Genomic DNA, 22,668 nt, shown 5'->3' on the forward strand with positions numbered 1-22,668 from the left:
CCGGTCGCCCAAACGTACTACACGAGAGTCTTTTACAACGTCAGTTGCCCACGCTCCTCCTCGGTCAACTGCTGTTTCGCCTGTTCATCCAGCGCCCCGGCGCCCAATACCTGCACCGGGCTGTTCGGGTTGTAACCCGGGGCCGGTGCACGGCTGGCGCCATCGCGGGACGGCGCAAGCTGTTCGTTGCCGAAACTCAACACCTGCACGGTGAACACCGAAGCCTGATTCTGTCGCGCCGCCGCCTGCTGCTGACGTGCAACATCCTCCGCCGCTTGCGTGGCCGACGATGCGGCCGAACTGGCCGAAGTAATCGCCCCGGTATTCACCGCCGACACCACCGGCACACCCGTCGCCTTGCCCTGCACCGAAATGTTCGCGGCGTTGACCACCGTCAGCGCGGCGATGTTGACGTTGCCCGACACACGAATCCCCGCCTCACCGGCATCGATGGTGCCCAGCGGCGCGATCAGGTCGATGTCGCCCGGTGCCACTTCGGCGATCGGGTTGAGCGTGGCGATACCGGCGCCGGTGCTCGGCACCGATGGCGACAGGGTCACGTTGCCCCAGCTGTCGTAAACCCGTTTCGGCGGGGTGTAGACCACAGTGGTTTTCGAGCCACGACCGGCGTTGATGTCGCCCTCGGCCGACCAGCCGAGAATCGAGCCGCCAAACGTAGTCATGATCCGGCTCTGGCCGAGCAAGATACTGCCCTGCGAATAGAGCTGAATGTTGCCCGAACCCTGAGTGATGATCCCCGCTGTCGACGGTGGCGCCGCGCCTTCGATGCCGAATACCTGACCGCCGCCCGGCGTAAGCATCTGGATGTCGCCGCCGAACAAGGTCTTGACCCCTGCCCCACCGTACAGCGTGATGTCGCCGTCGTAACGGATCGGATTACCGGCCACATCAGTGGTCGGGAACAACGCAGCGATGGCGTTGCGACCACGCAGATAACTGCCTTGGCGCGGACCGTCGACATCGTTGTATTCCAGGCCGCCGGCACGCAGTTCGGCGAAGTACACCTGCCGCGCGAAGATCGCCTGCTCGGCACTCGGCAATGCGGCGTAAAACGCTTGCGCCTGTTCCGCGTTGCCGCTGAAGCCGTAGCCGAGGGTTAGCCAGCTCTGCAACTCGTCGAGGTAAGTCTTCACCACTTTGCCCGGTTGCGCGCTCAACGAGGTATCCGGATTGGCCAGATTTTGCGGATTGAGATAGCGAGCGACGAATCGTGAATAATCCGCGCCTTGTGCCCCCACCCCCGCCTGCAGCACCAGACTGGCGCCCGGGCGGTTATCCCCCGCGACCAACGAGCCCAGACTGGTGATACCGGCGCGGTCTTCCATCAGGATGTTGCGCCCGGCATTGATGTCCAGAGTGCCAGGGCCGGCGATATCGAAGCTGCTGTAGAGAATGTCGCGGCCGGCCGACACCCGTGATAGATCTCGCGGGTCGTTGTGAACGAACAGGTTGCCGGTCGAGGTGATGATGTCCCGACCGACGCCCATTTCGTCGGGCTGCACGGCTGTCGGTCGGCCCAGGTTGGTCCCGGATGCCACGATGTCGCGGCCGGCAATCATCCAGACAGGGCCGGCGGCTTCGTACCAGGTACGTTTGGACGTGGCGAAACTCAACGTCTCGCCACTGCGTATCCCTACCAGATCACCGGTCAAGGCATAGAACCGTGCCGGCCCCTGCACATCATTCAAACCGGAATAGCTGTCGGGGCCAAAGGCGAACAACGGATAACGCGAATTACCGTCCGGTTTGACGCCGTCACTGCCGTAGTTGCTATTGAGTGGCGTGTTGGGGTTATTGCTGGAAAAGGCGAGGAATGACGGCCTGAACGGCGTGGCGATGGCGAGCGGGCTGGCACCCGACTGATTGATCGCGTAGCCGCCGGCATAGATAGAGTCGCCAGCCAACAGTTCGAGTTGTCCGGATGTCGAAGGGGCCAATAACAGTGAATAAGCAGTTGTTCGCGACAAGTCGCGCTCGCTGTACGCCGCCGATGGCCCGGCATAAATCGACCCCTGAGCAGCCACAGCCCGAAGTATCGACGGGTACACAAAACGTCCATCGGTGGGCGACGAATTGGCGCCGCTCACAGGGACAAGATTCGCATCGGCCTCGGCCAATTGAGTGCTCGGAGTGAGATTGCCCCCGGCGGAAAAGAGATCGATGGCGGTGTGATCGGTCCATAGCGAGAAGCCGCTCAGGATGCCGCCAGTACGGATATTGCCGTTGTCATCAAGCAGGGGCGTGGCATTGAACAGGCCCACGCGACCGGGATCGCCCGCGCCGCCCAGCACCAGGTCACCACGGGTGCTGAGACTCATGCCCGAGTCGCCGGGAATCAGCACCAGACCACCGGAGGCGTTGCTGGTCGTCGAGGTGAACGGATCCAGCGGTCGGGTTTCGCGGACATCATGCAACCGGGAAAAGGCACCGTATTGCAGGTTGATGCCACCCAGTGCTCCTCCCGTCAATTGCGCCGCACCACGCAAATTGATCAGTGCGCCTTGCAGGTCATGTCTGGGCTGTCCGGTCCCGTTGTCTGCGGCCCGCGCTTGCAGCGATGGGTTGAGGGCGCCGCCGATGCGAATGTCCATATCGCCGCCGCCAGTCATCTGCACACTGCCATCGCTGGCGACCCGACCGGTGCTGCCCACGGCAACGATTAGCCCTTGGCTGCGCGGATAATTGCCAGCATCGCCCAACGGTCTGAGCATGCCGGCGTCGCCACCGGCACGCAGACTGATGTTACCGCCGCCCAGGGTGCCGAATCCGGTGAAGCCCATCAGGTACGGTTCGGTATTACCGTCAGGTGTCATCAACTGCGTCGCATAACTGCCGAAGTTGATCCACCAGGCCGTGGGCACATCCGGATTTCCCGTGCCTTGGCGCCACAGCCAGTTGCCCACTGCCACACTGGCCATCTGCTCGCGGAACCCGCCCGCTGTCGATTGGGCTTTCGTCCCGACCGAATCACCGGAGACCGAGCCACCGGCACTGATTGTCAGGTTCCCCCCCATCTGCGGATACCAGGCCTGATAAAGACTGTCGGCGCCACCACTGACCCACTTTTCATAATCAGCACCGGCGCTGCCCAATACCGAATTATTGTCCGAGAGATGCCCGCGTTTCTGGTTGTACAACGGGTCGACATTCGATGACTGTGTACCGGCGGTGTAGACGCCGAAAGGCGAGTCCATGCTCAGGTTGCCGGCAGCCATCAGATCGAGGTCGCCAGTACCGGTGCGCAGGACGCTGAACATCTGCGTATGGGCTTTGGCGGTGGTGCCGGGATTATTGGCGATACAGAGCTCCGGATAGAGCTCGCAAAGGACTTGATACTCCTCGGTGACCGGTTCGTAGTCAGGTCCCTGACCGTTCCCCGGTGCCCAGACCCAGCGTGCCATCGGTACACAGAGTCCCGGAACCTGGTCACATACCCCCAGTTGGTCATCGGGCACCGGGTAATACGCCGGAAGGTCATAGGGATTATCCGCAGCCCAAACAAGTTGACCGGCGCTCTGTGTGATCGTCACACCGTAATGAGCGTCAGCCAGTCGCAAGTTGCCATCCGCTGTCACCGGTTTCACGGCACGGCTGTCGGCCGCCAGAAGATCGGCCCCGGCGACCGCGCGCATCGACCACGACGCACTACCCGACGGCAGCATGCTCGCCACAGCCCAGTTTTTACCTTGCTGCGTGCCGTTGAGCGGACGCAGTTCAATCACCGTCGTGCCTTCGGCGAGCTTCACATCGGTCATCGACGGAATCAGCGAACCGCGCAGCAAGGCCAGCTCGCCCTTTAACTTCACGCCGGAGAAGGTCGTCAGATCTGCATCGTAAACGCTTGGCAACGGCACGCCCTTGGGCCAGTTCATCGCTTGCAGGGCGGTGGCCTTGTTCAAGCGAATACCGGCACCCAGACGTGTTTCGGCAGGCAGCGTCACACTGTCGCTGAGCAGCGTGCCGGCGGCGTACAACAGGCTACCGTTCTGGTCGTGAATCGCCCCCGACAGCACGGTGCCCGCACTGAAGGTGTACGCCTCCCCCAGCACCGCCTGAGTCGGCAACAACGTGCCGCTGGCCAATACCGCCCCCTGGAGGGTCACGTCGTAATTGAGTGTGGCGCCTATCGGGAACTGCGTACCTTCGGCCAGCGACACACCGGTGCCCGGCACGATCAGGTCGCCACCGAACGGCTGCACACCGGCGATCAGTTTCCAGCCAGCGTCATCCTGGGTTTCTGGCGGCGGCGCGAAGCCGTCGTTGATACTGCCGTAAATGTCGAGGTTGCCGCCGGCGCGGATCACCAGACTGCCAGCCTCCCCTGACCCGTAGATCGACGGATTCAGGCGCGTGTGTGGATTCAGGCTGGCGTAACGGTAACCGGACAAGTCCAGATCGCCCTCCACCACCAGGTCGCCATCAGCCGTCTTGCTGGCGATTTCCACCCCTGGGCGCAGATGGAAAGCGTCGGCGTAAGTGGCGTTGTTCAGCCCGGCAAGTTTGCGTTGCAGCAGATCGCTGTTGCCCAGCGCGGCGTTGATAAAGATGTTGCTGTCAGCGTGAATGCGCTCGAGCATGGCTTGATCGATGACTTGATACGGTCGGCCACTGACCGCCTGATCGACGCCATCGCGGGCATCGGTGTAGCGGCGTGTACCGTTGAGGCCAATGGAACGAGCACCCTGAATGGTCAACGCACCGCTGGCGTCGATGGCGATGTCATTGCTGCCCAGACGCGGCGCGTTGAGTTCAAGCGTGCCGCGCAGCATTCCATCGTTTTGTCCTGCAAGGAAACCGGGCAGCGAATCGGTGCCGTGACGCAGGTCGATCCGCGCGCCGGACGCCAGCGTGAGTACACCCTCACCGGAATTGAGTTCCACCGTGGCGCGGTTCGGCGCGTCGATGATCTTGCCGTAGCTGTCGACGCGCAGGACTCGACCATGAGCGTCGAGCAGGCTGTTGCCAGCCAGCGCCAGACCGTTTTTCGCCGAAAGACGAATGTTGCCGACGCGCTCGCCACTGGCGTCGACCAAACCGGTCACTGTCAGGCTGCCGCTGTCCACCGAGACATTGATGTCACTGGCCTTGAGGCCATCGCCGATCACAAGATTGCCTTGCTTGAGCTGCAAGCTGCGGCTGCCGAACACTTGCCCGGCGTTCAGGCGCTGATTGAGCGCGGCAAATTGTTCCGAGGCATCACCGCCCAGGCGCTGAGCACGGATGTCCACGCCGCCGGCCTTGTACGGCACCAGCGTGCCGCCGGCATCGTAATAACCGCTGCTGCCGCCAAGGATTTCACCCTGCAAATCGACTGTCCCGGCCGCCTCGGCCAACGCAATGGCGCTGAGGTTACCGGCCTGATTGTTCTTCGCCGACAGATCAATCCGCGAGCCCGCCGCTTGACGGATATTGCCGTTGGCGCTGTACAGCGACACATCGCCGCCCCAGCTGTATTTGTTTACATCGTTGAACGGCAGCGTGCGCCCGGCCATGTCCAGCACGGCCGCACTGCCCAGGGTCAAATCGCCTTCGGACTTCACCGTCAGTTTGCCGCTGGCCAAGGCGATACGGCTGTCGAGCACGATGTTGCGCGCCTCAAGATTGAGTTCTGCACCCAACGCCTCCGCGACCCCGGAAGCGCCACCACCGCTGAGCGTCAGGTTATTGCCGGCCTTGAGCACATTCACCGACGCCGCTTCACCGGTGAGCAACGGCGTACGCAGATTCAGGTTACCGCCGCTGTAGCTGTAGCCCTTGAGCGGGTCGTACGCGCCCTGTTCCTGATACACCGCCAGGCTGCCTTTGTGGTTGGCGGTGATGCGCTCGCTGGCGGTGAGATCGACATTGGCAAAACCCAGCGCCAGACGATTGTTCTGATCCAGCCCGCTCGCTTGCGGCATCGGGCCGTAACCCAGTTCGATGCGCTGTGCCTGGATGTCCAGCGTACCGCTGCCCGTGCCGGCGCCACCGGTGATCACGCTGGCGGGGCTTTGTGTGGCGCCGTTCCAGATCAGGTTGGCGGTGCGGATGCTCGCCACATCGTTGGCATCGCCCAAGCCATAAATGGCCGGGGTGACGAGCACCAGATTCTGCAGCCTGCTTCGGCCGGTCTGCGGATCGAGGGTGTCGAGGCTCACGCTGCCGTAAAAATTGAAGGCGTCGCGGGTGGTCAGGCTCAGGGTTTCCAGCGCTGGGGCGCCATATTGGGTGTCGCCGCGCAGCAATCGGTCGAGCACGTTCTGGTTAAGGCTCAAACCAGCCGGTACACGACTGCCGGCCTGCGCCAGCGCGGCGGCGCTGCCAGCGTTGACCGAACCCACCGCCAGCGCCAGATGGCGTGTGCCGAAACGCACCGCTTCACCCAGTTCGAACTGATTGTCCGTCGCCGCCGTGATGCTACCGCTCGAATACAGCAGCGCCGGATCGTTGCAGGCTGACGTGACACATACACCAATCCGGATGCTGCCAGCGCCGCTGATGCCACTGGCCGCTGCCGGCGCCAGCACATTGGTCCAGCCGTTGGACACCACCAACAGGCTTGAGGCTTCCGGCTGGTAGAGGTAGCCGGACGTTGAATCGGAGGCCATATTGCCACGCCCCAGGGTGTTGATCCCGGCACCCGCTTCAAGCGTGATGCCACCGGTGGTCGAGGTGGTGCGCAACACGACTTCCGGCGCTGACAGGATGGCCCCTTCGCGCAGCGTGATGTTGTCGGAGGTTCCCACGAACTTGATGATGTTGCCGGTCGTGCTGTAAATCACCTCCGGCAGCGCGCCGAGCGTCAGGCGTCCGGCATTGAGGTTATTCAGCGTGTCGGCGTACACCGATACGCCACTGAAACCCTGCGTCGGCGCATGCCCCGTACCGAGCACTTCGAACTCAGCGCCGGCATAACCACCGCGTACCGCCGCCGTGCCGACCAGGCCGCCTTCGGCGGCATCAAACAGCGCTCGCCCGGCGAACTGCAACGCGGTGTCTTGCTTGCCACCCGTGCTCAGGCGCAGATCGAGAACCTTGCCGTCCATTGGCGCCAACGCACGGGGCACGCCGCGCCGGGCGGCATCGCTGCGGATGAACTGGGTGAAGGTCGTTTCGTTGTACTGCGAGTAACGGCGCAACACGTCCGCCGACGTCAGGATCACCTGACTGGCCAGGCTGTCGCGCAGACCGGTGTTGGCAATCGACATCTGCCCGCTGCTGGTCCACGAACCATTGCGCAGCTGCAACGCTGCCGTCGTCGCGCCCGGCGTCCCCTGGCCGTTGACCTCGACCCGGAACGCTCCCGGCAACAAGGCAAAGGTCGACGGCAGCAGCGTGTAAGTACCCGCCGCCAGCCCCGGCACGCCGGCACCGATTGTGACTTGCTGGCCGATGCGCGGATCGACCGCGCCGGCTTCGGCCAGCATCGGCGCGTAGCTGCCCTGATTGCCCGGGACGATGGCGTAGACCGGGTTGCTCGCCAGCCCCGGCAGACTGAAGGAGCCATCAGTGGCATTGCGCACCAGCGGGTTGAAGCGCGCATCGGTAGAGCCGCCGCGCCCGGAGATGAACCCGGCGCCGCGAAGATCGCCACCGCCGGACAGATCGATCAGCGCACCGTCCTGCACCTCGATGTATTGCCCACCGATTGCCACACCGTTTTTTTCGCCCGTGATGCCGTTCAACACCACCGATTTACCGTTGTAGAGATAGTCGATGCCGTCCGTGGTGCCACCGTATGGCATGACCAGCCCGGCGCCACTGACCGACGTGGTGCTGCCTGACAGCAGTCGCACCTCATGACTGGTGGTCAGCAAATCGTCGCCCAGAACAATCTTGCCCAGCGGGGCTCGCAACACACCGCCCTGCTCGATGTACGCAGCGGAAAAACCCAGATTGCCAAAGACCGAGTACGGCACCGCAGCGGGCGCCGCGCCGTGGCCGCTGATCCGCAGCGTATGGTCGGATACCGCAACGGCGCCCTGATAGCCAACGCGCACTTCAGCCTGGACATCACTGGCGGGATAGATTTGTGCAGCGCCCAGGTTCAAGTCACCCGGCGTCCACAGCCGGGTTTTCTCGGCGCCATCATTGGGCGCGAGGAAACGCAGATCGCCGCTGCTATCGAGGTTCACCAGACCAAATGCCCGTCGGCTATACGCAACCGCCGGCGCATTGAGTTGCAGGATCGAACCCTGCGTACCGAACGACAGGCCATTGCCCACGTCCAGCAGGTTCGCCGATGCATTGAAGGTCGCGTCTGACAGTTCAGTCGTCGGATTAAGGGTCATTCGCGGCCGTATCAGGCCGAAACCAGCGTGGTAAGTGCCCACGCCGGACAAGCGCAGGTACGGCGCGCTCAAATCGACGCGACTCGTGCTCTCGGAGGTTTGCGCCAGAGACAACGCCCCGGCGTACATCGTCAGGCTCTGGTTCATGTGCAGATTGACGTCGCCGTCAAAGGACAGCAAACCGTTGCTCAACAGGCTGAGGTTATCGAAGCCGCCCGCCATCAAGCTGTCTGCACTCAAGCGCGTCTGACCGAAACGCAGGCCATCGGCGCCCTCGCCCGGCCGCAAATCCTGCGCGAGCGGCTGGTCGCCCGCCCCCTGGCCAATGATCATCTCTCTCGGTGCGCGTACTGCATTGCTTGCCGAGTCAGCATACAGCGGCGTTTCCAGGGCGATGTCCAGACGACCGCCAGCTGCGCCGACACCGCCCGCCGCTGCACGCAAGTTGCCATCAAGGAACAGACCGTTGTAAGCACTCAGGCTGATGCGCCCGCCATCCGTCGCAACGCGGGTCAGGCCCTGGCCGGCGATATCGAGCATGGCTTCGGCGCCAGAGGCGTCCAGCCGGGCGCCCTGACGCACGATCACGTAGGCATCGGCGGCCGTCGCAGTGGCCAGTTTCGAATCGATTTCGCCGCCGATGATGATGCTGCCACCCTTGCCAACCTGACCGTAAGTGCGGCCCAGCGCATCGATCGCCGTGTTGGCGCGCCCGGCGACATCGAGGACAGCCTGCTCACCGATCCAGATCGACCGGTCATGGGCGTTCGGATCGGCCACGATAATGGCGGTCGCCGGCTTGTTCGTACCGAACTGCTGCTGACGAATATCAATCGTGCCGCCCCAGGCATTGAGTTCACCTGCAACGGTGATCTGCCCGGCACCACGCAGTTTGATGCTCTGCCCCGGATCGACGCTGATGCGCGAACCGCGACCCAGCGTCAACGTGCTGTTAGCGGCATCGATCAAACCGATCAGACTGGCCCCGCCCTGCAACGTCAGGCTGGCGCCAGCGCGCTGGGTCAGCAAGCCCTTGCTCGGGTTTTCCTGGAACAGCGACGGCGTCCACAACTCCAACGCCGTTTGCGGGTCGACACCACTGACCTGATTCGGCGCGGCATCAGCGAAACGGTACACCGGCATGTTCACATCAATCGCCGCACCTTCGGCAACGTCCAGACCGCTCAAGCCGATGAGGTTGTAAGCGGAAAAGCCCTTGTTGAACAGATCGCCAGACAGTTGCAGGGTGTTGTCTGCCAGCACCTTGTCGGTCTGACCGACGAGTATTTTGTTGGCCTGCACCGTCAGCGTGCCGCCGCCCGTGACACCGTAGCCACGCACATCGCCCGCAAGGTTCAGGTGGGTTTTACCGGGCGCCGAAATCGCACTGGATTCCAGCGTCAAGTCACCGCCCTTGCCGCCACGGGTCTTGCCGTTGGCCAGTACAGCGCCGCCGGAAGAAACATCGAGCAGGCTGCCCGCGCCAATGTCGATATCGCCACTGCTGCGGATCGACAGCAGACCGCCATTCAAATACGCGAGGCTGGCGCCATCGTCCGGGTTGGTGCGCAGGTTGCTCCACACGCCACGGGTATCGAGTCGCACACCGTCGGCCACTTTTACCTGCGTCGCCTTATCGACCTTCGCCGTGAGCCGAGTGTCGGCAGTGTCGCTGCTGAGGAACTGATTGAGCACGTTGCCCAGGCGCAGGCTACCGCCGCGCGCGCTCAGGTCGGCACCGATCTTCACGTCCGGGGAATACAAGGTGATGTCGCCACCGCTATCGACCGTCAGCGCACCGTCAACAACAACCTGATCTCTGGCCGCGACCTTGAGCGCACCGAGCCGGAAGCCATTGAGTTGATCGTTATCGAGATACAACGTGCCCTTGCGCGCATCGGACACCGCACCGCTCAGGTCCAGATCACTGCCAGCGACTGGCCGCACGCCGCCAATCTGCACTTGGTCGAGCGTCGGATTGAGCGAGTACAACAAGCCACTCGCGGCGGCGACATAGGTCGGGTCATAACTGCCGACGATCAACTGCGCGCGGCGCGCCAGTGCGGTCTGACTCTGTTCATAGCCATCAAGCACCGGTTTCGCTGCCTGATTCTGCCGTTCGCCCTGATACACCTCGCCGATCATTTGCCCGTCGAGTACCGCATTGGCCGTGGCGATCACCAGTTGCCCGGCGTCGCGGCCGACGGTGTAACCCGACTCGAAGCGTGAACGCGGCGCGATCAGCGGATTGTAGAAATAGCTCGTCTGGCCCCAGCGTTCGCTGTTGTCCTCATAGCCTTTGTACAGCCCGGTGTAGAGCAGATCCCCCGGCGCACGGGACACTTCATACAACTTGCCGTCGGCGCCGCGCAGCCAGCTCTGGCGGATCTCGCCGCTCTGCACATCCAGCGTGCCGCCGGACAGATTGATCAACGAACCTTTTTCCGTGACCACGTCGTTGCCGGCAAAACTCACCGTGCCGCCCTGGGCCATCCACTCGCCAACGCTGTGGGCCTGCGTGCCGAGGTAACCGCCGACTTCGAGCAAGCCGCCCGCCGTGTACCAGCGATCGGTGGCATAACCGTTGGTGCCTGCCGGCACGTAAACCAGCTCGCGCACATCGACCCAGATGTCATTGCTGTTGAGCGAGCCTTTCTCGCGGTTGACCGAGGCATCGCGCTGCTCGTTACCTTGCACGTTGATCTTGATGCTGTTGTTTTCCATCACCACTTTGACGCCGAGGGCACCGGAAACGTCGATCATCGCGCCGTCACGCACCAGGCTGCGGCGTTGTGCACTGACCGCGACCTGGCCGCCAGTGGCCAGGGTGATCGAGCCGCTCTGGAACTCGACGGTGCCGCCGCTCTGCAGCTCGATGCGTGACTGGTCGCCACGGATCCGGTTGTTCGCGCTGACATTGGTCAGGCTCGCGTCGCGCTGGCTGTCGAGGGCGCTGAGATCACTGCTGTCGAGCATGATGGCCGTGGCGCTGCCCTGCCCAAGCGTGACGCTGCCAGTGCTGTCGGTGCTGGGGTTGGTCAGGTGAATCGTGCCGCGCGTAGCCACGGAAGTGCTGGCGAGCAACACACCGTTCTGCAGCACCTCATGGCCGGTCAGGGTGATGTCGCCGGTGGCGGACTGGATCAAGCCGTTGTTGGTGACTTTACCCGTCACCGCGCCGGCCTTGAAGCCGGGAATGACTTCGTTACCGAAGGTGGTGGACAGTGCATTACCCTCGGTGCCCGAACCTTTGCGGATGTAGAAACGGTCACCGGCGGCCAGCACGGTCTGGCCTTTAGCGGTGCTGATGCTGCCGTCGTTCTGCACTTCGTTGCCGAGCAGCAACGCATAGCCGCCGGCATCGGTAGACGACGCCGGCTGGTGGGTTGCGATGGCAGCACCACGTTCCACCAATACCTTGCCGGCGGCATCGGTGAACGTCGGCTGCGTGCCGGTGCTGTCGAAATACAGGCCACGATCGCGGAACTGGATGTCGGTGATGTTGGCCGCCGCTGCCACCAGGTTGCGCACGTTGACCTGACTGCTGCCGCTGAAGACGATGCCGTTGCGGTTGATCAGCATCACCGTGCCGTCGCCCTTGATCTGGCCCTGAATCTGGCTGGCCCGCGCGCTCGGGTCATTGACCCGGTTGAGCACCGCCCAGTTCGACTGCTGGGCGAATTCAACCGTGGTGTTGCGCCCGACGTTGAAGGTTTCCCAGTTGAGGATCGCCTTGTCGGCGGTCTGCTCGATCTTCACCGTGGTCTTGCCGTCGGCCTGGGTCTGTTGCGGGCCTTTGGCGTTCTGCCAGCCCTGGGCCAGGCTGTTATCGACTTTCAAGCCGCCCTCGCCCAGACCATCCGGCACAAACTGCACCGTGCCCAGCGCCGCTGCACGTCCGGCCGCCTGCGCCGCTTGTTGCGCGGCAATCGCCGCGACGGTGTTGTTCAAGGTCTGGATTGAACGCTGCAACTGTTGATTGGCCTTCTGCTGCTGGGCCAGTGGCGGCGTCATCCCCGGTAATCCGCCCACGCTCGGCCTTGCCGCCGCCGCTTGCTGCGCAGCGCCCTTGGCGGCAAACCAGCTCGAACTGAACGCCGTCTGCGCGTGCGCACTGCCCGCCACCAGACACAACGCCACCGCTTGCGCCAACGGCTTGAGCAGCCACAGCGTCGGCTCCATGGCTGCACGCTTGGAGAACGGAACGTGGGTACGACGACGGAACGGGCGAGCGAGCATCACTACGAGATCCTTTTTTGATTGCCACACATGGCCGCAGGCATACAAAAACCTGCTGTTACGACATAGGCAGTTGGCGAGGGGCGCGACCGAACGGATGTCACACAAACTTCATGTTCGGGGAGTAATTGGCGCAAAAAAAATGGCAGCCCCGAAGGGCTGCCATCCGTAACGCTGACTTGAACGACTGACTTACAAAGGACGACCGATAGCGTTGCAGACGCTGGCGTTGTTGATGTCCAGGTTGTTGCCCGAAGAGTTGGTGATGAAGTTGGCGGTGACAGCGGTTTTCCAGGCGTTAGGCACCGCGACGAATTTGTGAGCCTGAGTCGCGGTGTTGTTGCCCGGGTTGCTGTAGTGCTTGGTCAGGAAAGCTTTGACGTCGGCGGCCACGGCTGCATCCTTGTAGCACTGACCGAAGATGAAGTTGGTGTAGGCCGCCAGTTTGTAACCGGAAGCCGGGTTAGCCACCACTGGCGACCAGTTGGCAGGGTTGGCAGCCTGGGCTGGAGTCGAAGGAGCCGACACCGACGACAGGGCCAGAGTGACGTTCAGCGAAGTAGGCTGAACACCGTTGACGCGAGCAACGACAGCATTGCTGGTAGCGTCAACGCCGTCCGGACCGACATAACCGATCGAACCGTCAACCGCGTTCACGGTAGTGGCGACATCGGAAGTGTTGGCGACGCCGACCCAGTTCGACGGCAGCGCCGAACCGGCAGGCAGACGAGCGTTGGTGAAGGTGGAGCTGGTGGCGAACTGAGTCGGGCAGACCGAGTTCAAGTGACGGCTGAGGATTTCCGAAGTGCCGCTGGAAACGTTGCGATAAACAACGCGGATCGGCGTGGTGTCGGTCGTGCCGAGCAACTGGCCCCAAGTGGTTTTGGCACCGGAGAACGCATCGCACAACTGAGCGCTGGTCAGGTTCAGAGCAGTCTGACCGGCTTTTTTGTAAGGGATGGCAACCGAAGTGGCCACCGAAGGCAGTTGGATCAGCGGGCCAAACGAAGCGCCGAAGTTGGTGTTGTAGGTGCTGATTTCCGAAGCGCTGAGGATCGAGTCGCTACCGGCGAAGTGCACAGTGCCGGTGGTGCTGAAGCCGGCCGGGTTGTTGGTCAGGAAGGCAGTTTTGCCACCGCCGCTACCGATGGCGGCGTAGGAGAAGTTGGCTGGCAGGATGCTGTCGGCAGAACCTTTGTACAGAGCGGCAGGCAGAGTTGCACCACCACCGGTAACGGCCATGGCTTGAGCGGAAGCCAGAGCGGCGACGGTCAGGGAAGCTGCGATCAGAGTGCGCTTGAACATGAAGAATCTCCTTTTCAACTAGGTTTGGGAACACAGGTTTTCGGGTGACTTGCATGACACTGGGAGGACTCACCGGGGCCCTCGCTAGCGTTGGCCTTGGTTAAGTCGCACTGAGAAATTCGCAGCTTCCGGTGACAGATAAAGGAAAAAACCTCGGGAGCTGCGCGGTGTTTCTGAAGGGATTTTCTCGGGTGTTTGTCGGATGCTGCGCAGCGTCTGGATCAGGGGTTTGGCTGAATCGGGCTGGAGGCGTTGGCGGGTGGTTGCAGATGACAGAAAGGAGAACCCGAGGATCGGGGAAACATGGCTCGGGTGATGGAGAATCTTTTGCAAAAACTTTGAATTATCTATTGGCCTGACTGGCCTCATCGCTGGCAAGCCAGCTCCCACAGGTTTTTGTGTTGTGTCGTAAATCGTATTAACAACACTGTTCCCTGTGGGAGCTGGCTTGCCAGCGATGAGGCCGGCCCAGTCACCATCAATATTTCAGAGACGCCACTACTGCACCAGTTGGTTGATCTCAATGATCGGCAACAACACCGCCATCACAATGACCAGCACCACCCCGCCCATCACCACAATCATCAGCGGCTCCAGCAACGCAGTCATGCCCATCGCCCGCCGTTCGATATCCCGCGACAACGTCTGCGCCGCGCGCTCAAGCATCGGAGGCAACGACCCGGTTTTTTCACCGCTGGCGATCAGGTGGATCAACACCGGTGGGAAGACGTTTTCTACGCGCAACGCAGCAGCGAGGTTGACGCCTTCGCGCACCTTGGCCGTGGCCTCAGTGACGCTCAAACTCAAGCGGTCGTTGGACAAGGTCTGCCGCGCCGCTTCCAATGCACGCAACAACGGCACCCCGGCGCCACCGAGAATCGCCAGCGTCGAGGCAAACCGTGCGGTGTTCAGACCGAGGATGAAACGCCCGAACAACGGCAACTTCAGCACCCGGTGATGCCAACTCAAACGCGCAGCCGGATTGCGCAGATACAAGCGCCAACTCCAGAAGCTTGCGGCCATGATCCCTGCACACAGCCAGCCCCAACTGCGGATGAAATCACTCGCGTTGAGCATCGCCAGGGTCAGCCCCGGCAAGTCCTGCCGCGCCTGGGAAAACGCACTGACCACCTGCGGCACCACATAACTGAGCAAGAAAATCACGATACCGATCGACACCAGTCCAACCACACCCGGATAGATGAACGCGGTGAGAATCTTGCCGCGCAGGTTGTTGCGCTCCTCGATGTAGTCGGCCAACCGCTCCATGACCTGGGCCAGATCACCGGACTCCTCCCCGGCGGCAATCAGCGCCCGGTAAATCTCCGGAAAATCCCGTGGCCGCGCCGCCAGCGATTCGGCCAGACGCATGCCACTGCGCACATCGGCGCGCACGGCGCTGAGGGTGTGGGCGATGTGCTTTTTTTCGGCTTGCTCCACCGTGGCGCTCAGCGCGGCTTCCAACGGCAGACTGGCACCGAGCAGACTCGCCAATTGCCGCGTGGCCCAGGCCAGATCGTTGTCCGAGAGTTTGGCGCTGAACAATCCACCGCCGCCGTGCTGGGCGACGTTGCTTTCCTTGTGCACCGACAACGCGGTCAAACCGCGCCCGCGTAAAGTTGTGAACGCGGCAGCCTGGCTGTCCGCCTCAAGGTGCCCGGATTCGATCTTGCCGGTCGCATCGGCAGCTTCAAAACGATAGCGATTCATCAGGCGTCCCGTGTCACACGGAGGATTTCTTCAGGGGCGGTGGCGCCGCTGCGGATCCAGCGCTCACCGTCCTCACGCAGGCTGAACATGCCGGCTTTCGCGGCGGATGCGCGCAAGGCCTGCTCCCCTGCCCCTTGGTGGATCAGGGTGCGGATGTCGTCATCGATGCAGAACAATTCGTGGATGCCGGTACGGCCGCTGTAGCCGGTTTGATTACACGCTGGGCATCCGACCGGGCGCCACGTCCCCGGCGCCGCCGGATCTTCCTGTTTGCACTGATTGCACAGGCGTCGCACCAAGCGTTGCGCGAGCACACCGAGCATCGACGAGGCCAGCAGAAAGGGTTCGACGCCCATGTCGATCAAGCGATTGACCGCCGACACCGCGTCGTTGGTGTGCAGCGTCGCCAGCACCAGGTGACCGGTCAGCGATGCCTGCACGGCGATTTGTGCGGTTTCGAGATCGCGGATCTCGCCGATCATGATGATGTCCGGGTCTTGCCGTAGGATCGCCCTGAGCGCCAAAGCGAAGGTCATGTCGATTTTGGCATTCACCTGAATCTGGCTGATCCCCGGCAGATCGTATTCCACCGGGTCTTCCACGGTGAGAATGTTGCTTGTGCTGGCATCGAGCCGAGCCAGTGCGGCGTAGAGGCTGGTGGTTTTGCCGCTGCCGGTAGGCCCGGTGACCAGCACGATGCCGTGGGGCTGGCGGATCAGCTGATCGAGTTTGGCCAACACCTGCGCGTCCATGCCGAGGGTTTCCAGATGCAGACGCCCGGCCTGTTTGTCGAGCAGACGCATCACCACCCGTTCACCATGCCCGGTCGGCACCGTTGAAACACGAATGTCGATCGGCCGCCCGGCCACGCGCAACGCGATACGACCGTCCTGCGGCAAGCGTTTTTCGGCGATGTCGAGCTGAGCCATGATCTTGATCCGCGATACCAGCGCACCGTGCAGCGCCTTGCGCGGCGAGACCACGTCGCGCAGCGTGCCGTCGACGCGGTAGCGCACCACCGAATGGGTTTCGAACGGTTCGATGTGAATGTCGCTGGCCTCGTCGCGCGCAGCCTGGGTCAGCAGCGCGTTGATCATGCGGATTACCGGCGCGCCGTCCTGGGTGTCGAGCAGGTCGGTGATTTCCGGCATGTCCTGCATCAGGCGATCAAGGTCGACTTCGTTTTCCGCCGCCCCGACCACCGCCGCCGCGCTGCCGGTGTCGGCATAGGCAGCGGCGAGCAAGCCGTCGAGTTCGTCATCGCGCACGCGCTGAATCGTCGTCGCGCCGAACTGCCGCCGCGCCTCGCTGATCGACCAGCCGGGCGTCGACGGGCACACCGTTAGCACGCCATCGCACAAAAGAATGCGCTGCGCCTTGGCCCACGCGTAGGGGAGCGAACTCATCTCATGCCCTCCCCAATCCCTGTAGGAGCTGCCGAAGGCTGCGATCTTTTGATCTTTGGTCGTTTGGGTCCGTCGAAGAGCAAGATCAAAAGATCGCAGCCTTCGGCAGCTCCTACAGGTCCGTTTTCCAGATCAAGGGGCGATGTCGGCGTCATTGGATGGGCACCGCTTTGATGGTTGCGCGTGGGCCGGAGCTCGGTAACACCGCCGGCACCCCTTGCGCCGCCGTCGGCAACTGCGGCGCCTGCATGTCCGGCATCGCCCAGCTGCGTTCCGGCTGCAAACCACCCTGGGCGCGGCGCATGAAGTCGTAGCGATTCAGCGTGATGCTGCGCCCCGCTTCGCTGTCGCGGATGATGTACGGGCGCAGAAACACCATCAGGTTGGTCTTGGTGATCGCCCGGCGTTCGTTGCGAAACAGCGCGCCGATCCCCGGCAGGCTGCCCAGCCATGGCACCGCGTCATTGCTCTGGCTATAGCCATCCTGCAGCAAACCGCCAAGGACCATGATCTGCCCGTCATCGAGCAGGATACTGGTGTCGATCGCCCGTTTATTGGTGACAATCCCCGCCGAATTGGCACTGGCCGAAGCCCGCTCATCAATGCTGCTGACTTCCTGATAGATATCGAGCTTGACCGTGCCGCCCTCGGAAATCTGCGGACGCACATTGAGCTTCAAACCGACCTCTTCGCGGGTCACGGTCTGGAACGGGTTGTTGCTGGTGCCGCCACCGCCAGTCACGTAACTGCCGCTGACAAACGGAATGGTCTGGCCGACAAAAATACTCGCCGCTTCGTTGTCCAGCGTCAGCAGATTCGGCGTCGACAGCACGTTGGTACCGCCCTTGCTCTTCAACGCCCGGGCCAGCACTTTCAGGTCAAGAATCTTGCCGATCCCGGGAATGTCCACGGTGCCGTTGACATAGCCCAGGTTCAAACCCTGCGGCAACACATCGATGCTGGTCTTGCCGTTGGTGTTGATCCCCGAACCACCCAGGTTCGCGCCACCGATCACGCCTTTGCCACCCAGATTGCCGGTCTGCCACTGCACACCGAATTCACTGGCATCGTCCTCGCCGACTTCGACGATCAGGCTCTCGATCACCACTTGCGCACGGCGCTGGTCGAGCAGATCGATCACCTCGCGCAGGTTGCGGTACAACGGCTCCGGCGCGGAAATCAGCAAGGTGTTGGTGGTGGCATCGGCCTGAATGGTCACGCCGCCGGCACTGAAGGCGACGTTCTGCTCGCTGTTTTGCGCACCGCCGCTGCCGGTTGCGCTGCCACTGCTGCCCTGGGCGTAACTGCCGCCCGTGCTGCCGCTGCTGTTAGTGGTCGACGTGCTGCCGCTGGTTTGCGTGCCGCTCTGGCCGTTCTGCCCAGCGCTGCCGCCAGTACTTGCACCCATGGCGCTGAGCACCGAACGCGCACTGTCGCTGGTGCCGCTGTCACTCTCGCCGGTGAGCAAACCGCGCAAGGCCTGCGCCAGTTTCGCCGCTTGCGCGTTGCGCAGATAAACCACATGCAGATTGCTCGGATTGCTCTGCGCATTGTCGAGTTTGTAGATCAGGTTGCGCGCCAGTTCCGTACGCTCCGGGCTGCCGGCGCGAATGATGATGGTGTTGGAACGCGGATCACCAATCACCGCAATTTTCTGCGTCGGATCATTACCCGGCGCATCGAGCAGATCCGCGACCATCGGCGCAATGTCAGCGGCAATGCCGTTCTGGATCTGCACCACATCAGTGTCGATCGCACTCGGTGAATCAATGCTCGCGATCAACTGCGCAACGCGGGTCAGGTTCTCGGCGTAATCGGTGATGACGATGGTGTTATTGCCCGGATAGGCGTTGATCGGGTTATTCGGCGAAACGATCGGCCGCAGCACCGGAATCAGGTTCACCGCGTTTTCGTATTGCAGACGAAATGTGCGCGTGAGCATGCCGTTGCCCGCCGGTTTGTCGGCGCTGTAAATCGGCCCGCCAAGCAACTTCGCATCCGCCTCCGGCACCACCTGCGCCACACCGCCAACATCGACCACGCTAAAACCCTGCATGCGCAACGCCGCCAGCAACATGTCGTAAGCCTGCCGCGCCGGCACCTGACCTTCCGAGACCAGCGTCAACGTGCCCTTCACCCGAGGGTCGACGAGAAACTGCTGCCCGGTGGAACGCGACAACGCGCGCACCACCGCTTGAATATCCGCGTCGACAAAATTCAGCGTCACCGGTTGATCACCCAAAGGGTTGCTCGGCAAGGCAATGCCCGACGCCGCCGCGCCGCTGCGCGCACTCTTGGTGATGTTGTGCAATTGCTTCGGCACAGGTCGCGCCTGCGCCTGCGCGCGCTCGCGGTCGAGCACCGCGTCGCCGCTGCGCTGTGTGTTGGCCAGCGGCCGGCCCAGTTCACTGTCGACCAGCAACGGCGGCTGATTCTGCGGCGTGCTGGTGTTGCTGCACGCGCTCAACGCCATCAGCAGCATCGGCAACGCCAGACGTGCCGGTTTGGATCCTGACCCCTTCATGAAGCTTCCTTAGCGCCCAGCGCCTGATCCATGCGAACGGTGCCTGACAAAGTGCCGGCGGTGACTTCGGTCGAGGGGTTGTCTGCGCGTTGCAAACGGGCCTCGACCACTTGCAGAGAAAGTTGTGCCGGGTTGCTCAACAGCCAGTCGAGCACGGCGTCGGCCGGTGCGGCATCGAAGGTCAACTGCCAGGTGCCCTGTGCCTCCTGTAATTGGTAATGCCCAGCCAAACCACTGGCCTGCAGGGTCCGCTCCAGCGACTGCGCCACGCTTTGGCCGTCCGGGCGCACGCTGACTTCGCGCAGCAGCACTTCCAGCGCTTCGGTCTGCGCACGCAGCTTTGGCGTCTCGGTTTGCCAATAAGCGATTTTCTTCAGCGGCGGCTGGATCAGCGCGACCCACAGCAGCAAGCCGATCAGCGCTATGGCCATGCCAGCGACCATGCGTTTTTCGCGCAGTGCCAACGGCTGCCAACGCGCCTGCAGCTGAGCGCGAACGCGTTGCCACTTGGCGCGGTAAACCGCGAACGAAGCCTTATTCATCTTCTTCTGCTCCGCCGCTGTCATCGCTCTCGCTTGGGGTGGCCTCAGTGGCCGGACGCAAGGTCCAGCCCTCGTCGTCGGCAGTGACGCTGATGCCGGCCTGCGCCAACGTGCTTTGCCACTCCGCATCATTGCCGCCACGACGGGCATCGCTGAGCAGACTCAGTTGCAAGGCACCGTCGACAAACGTCAGCCGCTCGACACTGCCGGCCATCGACGGCATGCCGCTGCCGGCCTGCAACACCAGACGATTGAACGTCTGCGCCGGATCATCCGCCGCACCTTTCTGCCGTGCCGCCAATTGCTGGCGGGCCTGTTGCAACGGGTTGAGGATCACCGGCAGCTCAGGGAAGGCGTGTTTTACCCGCAGGTTCATCTGGGTTTTCAGCTGCTGGCCCTGACTCGCCTCACGGGCGGCATACAGATTCAAACCAATGACCCAAACGGCCACGGCCAACGCTGAGAGGGCGATCGCCCTGCCCCAGCCGCGATGTTCGGTGTGTTGCTGTTGCACTGCGCCATGCAGTCCCCACCCCGGTAGCGGCCCGGTCCAGCGCTGCGCATCCGCCATCGGCAGTTCAGCGCCCGACGGCGGTTGATCGCCGATCCAGTGCAACGTGCTGCCCGGCTCCCACACGACACTGCCGAGGCCGTCATCGAACAACGGCTGCACCCGCGCCGCTTGCACACTGTCGCGCAGCAACAAATGCCCGTCCTGCACGCACGCGACGGTGCCGGGCAGCACCGGCAAACGGTACGGCGCCGGGTAGAGACCGCGCAGGTTCAGCCCAGCGCTTTTCAGCAACTGGCCAAAATCCAACAACTGTTGCCGAGGCGCCCAGGCGATCTGCACTTGCCCAGCCTCGTCCCGCGAACTGTGCGCGATGTGCATCTCGCTGCTGTCGCCCAGCATCAAGGCCTGCGCCGCACACTGCACCGCCGCGACAATCTTGTTCGCAGGCAGCGGCGGCAAATCGAGACTCGCCAACAGGCTGTCAGCCGGGTGCAGAAAACACACCAGCGGCGGCAGTTTCGCCTGCTGACTCAACTGGCTCAGACTGCGGCGTTCTTCCCGCGTGACCTGGCCCTGACGATCCAGCCAGGCGCAGTGCAATTCACTGTGCAGATCCAGTTCCGCCAAGGGCGGCAACGCAATCTTCAACTGGCTCATACACCCACCCGCGACCAGATCACTTGCGGCAAGCGGTCCTGGCTGCGATGCAACAACGCTTCAAGACTGACCCGCCGCTGATCGCGCCGCGCCTGCCCGCGCAGGCGAAACCAGTCACTGGTGATGCCGACCTTGACGCTGGTCAGCTCCAGTTGCGGCATGCGCAAGCGGTTAACAAAATCGCCACGGTTGATAAACCAATGCCCGGCATCGCGCTCAGCGATCAGCGCATTCGCGCGCTCCAGCGACAGACCCGGCACATACGCAGCCAAGACCGGCGCGGTGGCGGTGTTGCCGTTGAGCCAAGTGGTCGCCGGAATCACCGTCAGGTACGGCGCGAGTTTGCCCATCACCGCCTCACTCACGCCGTCGACACTGCGCAAATCATCGATGCTGCGCAGCATCGGCAACGTCGGGTTCTGCGGTTTGCGTGAAGCGTTGGGCGAGGTGGCGCGACCGCTGTCGAAACCACTTTTCGGCGCCTCGGCCATCTGCGCATTCAGCAGTCGCGGGTACGAAGCAATCACCCGCTGACTGATGCGCTGACTCAACCCGGCACTGACCCCGATCAACTCGCACAAGCGCTGAAACGCCGCCACCTGTGCCTCATCAACCCGCTCGTTGGCGACCAGATTGCGCAGGTTGAACTTGCCCTGCTCGTCCTCCAGTCGTCCTTCAAAACCTTGCGCGGAGAGCCGCTGCGCCCACGGCTGATCGAGCCGGGTCAACGGGTCGCGCTGACTTGCATCCCAGAGCAACTGACGGCTGATCTCCAACCCGCCCTGCACCAGCCAACGGCCCTGCACACGCTGCTGATCCGCCTCCAGCGCCCGGGTCGACACGCTCTGGCGCGTCAACATGCCCGCCGCAATCACCGCCACCACGGCCGCAATCAACAACGCGCTGATAATCGCCATGCCCTGTTGCTTCGCCCCCTCAGGCGAGCGGCTGTTCATGGCCGGCCTTACAACTGCCAGGAACCGATATCGGCATTCACGCCGTCGCCGTCAGGCTGACCGTCGGCACCGAGGGAAAAGATGTCGATCTCGCCATTGGCACCGGGGTTGAGATATTGATAAGGACGACCCCACGGATCGTTCGGCAAGCGCTCCAGGTACGAGCGCCAATTGCTGTTCTTCGCATCCGCCGGCCGCTCCACCAACACCTTCAGCCCTTGGTTCATGCTCGGATAAGTGCCGTGGTCGAGGCGATACAACTTCAATGCCTGCATCAACCCACCAATATCCTGCTTCGCCGCCGTCGCCCGCGCCTGATCCGGCCGATCAAGCACCTTGGGCACCACCATCGCCGCGAGAATCCCCAAAATCACCACGACCACCATAATCTCGATCAGGGTAAAACCCTGCTGCCCACGCGGCGTGCGCATCGGTTGCTGAAGCGATTTGAAAGGTGCGATATCCATCTCGACATACCCTGGCTTGATTCGATTCGACGCGCAGTGTTGCAAGAAGATATGTCA

The 22,668-nt window shown here is 62.7% G+C and carries 9 protein-coding genes; all 9 read right to left on the minus strand.

The features are described from left to right. Nucleotides 1–32: 32 nt before the first annotated feature. The 9 genes from M9827_RS10515 to gspG all read right to left on the minus strand — a co-directional run bounded on the left by M9827_RS10515 (nucleotide 33) and on the right by gspG (nucleotide 22,611). A complete protein-coding gene (locus M9827_RS10515; protein WP_250605382.1) occupies nucleotides 33–12,530 on the minus strand; it encodes a filamentous hemagglutinin family protein in 12,498 nt (4,165 codons plus the stop codon). Between the two features lie 192 nt (nucleotides 12,531–12,722). Further along, entirely contained in the window at nucleotides 12,723–13,835 is a 1,113-nt protein-coding gene (locus M9827_RS10520) for a substrate-binding domain-containing protein (RefSeq protein WP_250605383.1), read from the minus strand. 498 nt (nucleotides 13,836–14,333) lie between these two features. Continuing rightward, entirely contained in the window at nucleotides 14,334–15,545 is a 1,212-nt protein-coding gene (gene gspF, locus M9827_RS10525) for a type II secretion system inner membrane protein GspF (RefSeq protein ID WP_038364747.1), read from the minus strand. Further along, a complete protein-coding gene (gene gspE, locus M9827_RS10530) occupies nucleotides 15,545–16,951 on the minus strand; it encodes a type II secretion system ATPase GspE (protein ID WP_250605384.1) in 1,407 nt (468 codons plus the stop codon). The genes gspF and gspE overlap by 1 nt, the downstream gene beginning before the upstream one ends. 151 nt (nucleotides 16,952–17,102) lie before the next feature. Continuing rightward, nucleotides 17,103–19,475 (minus strand): type II secretion system secretin GspD, encoded by a 2,373-nt coding sequence (gene gspD / locus M9827_RS10535; protein ID WP_250605385.1) that lies wholly within the window; start codon nucleotides 19,473–19,475, stop codon nucleotides 17,103–17,105. After that, a complete protein-coding gene (gspM, locus tag M9827_RS10540) occupies nucleotides 19,472–20,017 on the minus strand; it encodes a type II secretion system protein GspM (RefSeq protein ID WP_250605386.1) in 546 nt (181 codons plus the stop codon). Before gspM ends, gspD begins: the two co-directional genes overlap by 4 nt. After that, on the minus strand, nucleotides 20,010–21,188 hold the full coding sequence (gene gspL / locus M9827_RS10545; protein ID WP_250605387.1) for a type II secretion system protein GspL: 1,179 nt from the start codon (nucleotides 21,186–21,188) through the stop codon (nucleotides 20,010–20,012). Before gspL ends, gspM begins: the two co-directional genes overlap by 8 nt. After that, nucleotides 21,185–22,144 carry a type II secretion system minor pseudopilin GspK gene (gene gspK / locus M9827_RS10550; RefSeq protein WP_250605388.1) on the minus strand — a complete coding sequence of 320 codons (960 nt, stop codon included), beginning with the start codon at nucleotides 22,142–22,144 and terminating at the stop codon, nucleotides 21,185–21,187. The genes gspL and gspK overlap by 4 nt, the downstream gene beginning before the upstream one ends. A gap of 8 nt (nucleotides 22,145–22,152) precedes the next feature. After that, nucleotides 22,153–22,611, minus strand: coding sequence for a type II secretion system major pseudopilin GspG (gspG, locus tag M9827_RS10555; RefSeq protein WP_038368790.1), 459 nt, complete (start codon nucleotides 22,609–22,611; stop codon nucleotides 22,153–22,155). Nucleotides 22,612–22,668 lie beyond the last annotated feature (57 nt).

It is taken from the genome of Pseudomonas sp. AKS31 (assembly GCF_023634765.1).
Classification (GTDB): Bacteria; Pseudomonadota; Gammaproteobacteria; order Pseudomonadales; family Pseudomonadaceae; genus Aquipseudomonas.

Coding starts and splice junctions, on each gene's coding strand:
- gspD (WP_250605385.1), bottom strand. CDS start 19,475: ATGAAGGGGTCAGGATCCAAACCGGCACGTCTGGCGTTGCCGATGCTG.
- M9827_RS10520 (WP_250605383.1), bottom strand. CDS start 13,835: ATGTTCAAGCGCACTCTGATCGCAGCTTCCCTGACCGTCGCCGCTCTG.
- gspL (WP_250605387.1), bottom strand. CDS start 21,188: ATGAGCCAGTTGAAGATTGCGTTGCCGCCCTTGGCGGAACTGGATCTG.
- gspF (WP_038364747.1), bottom strand. CDS start 15,545: ATGAATCGCTATCGTTTTGAAGCTGCCGATGCGACCGGCAAGATCGAA.
- gspK (WP_250605388.1), bottom strand. CDS start 22,144: ATGAACAGCCGCTCGCCTGAGGGGGCGAAGCAACAGGGCATGGCGATT.
- gspG (WP_038368790.1), bottom strand. CDS start 22,611: ATGGATATCGCACCTTTCAAATCGCTTCAGCAACCGATGCGCACGCCG.
- gspM (WP_250605386.1), bottom strand. CDS start 20,017: ATGAATAAGGCTTCGTTCGCGGTTTACCGCGCCAAGTGGCAACGCGTT.
- M9827_RS10515 (WP_250605382.1), bottom strand. CDS start 12,530: ATGCTCGCTCGCCCGTTCCGTCGTCGTACCCACGTTCCGTTCTCCAAG.
- gspE (WP_250605384.1), bottom strand. CDS start 16,951: ATGAGTTCGCTCCCCTACGCGTGGGCCAAGGCGCAGCGCATTCTTTTG.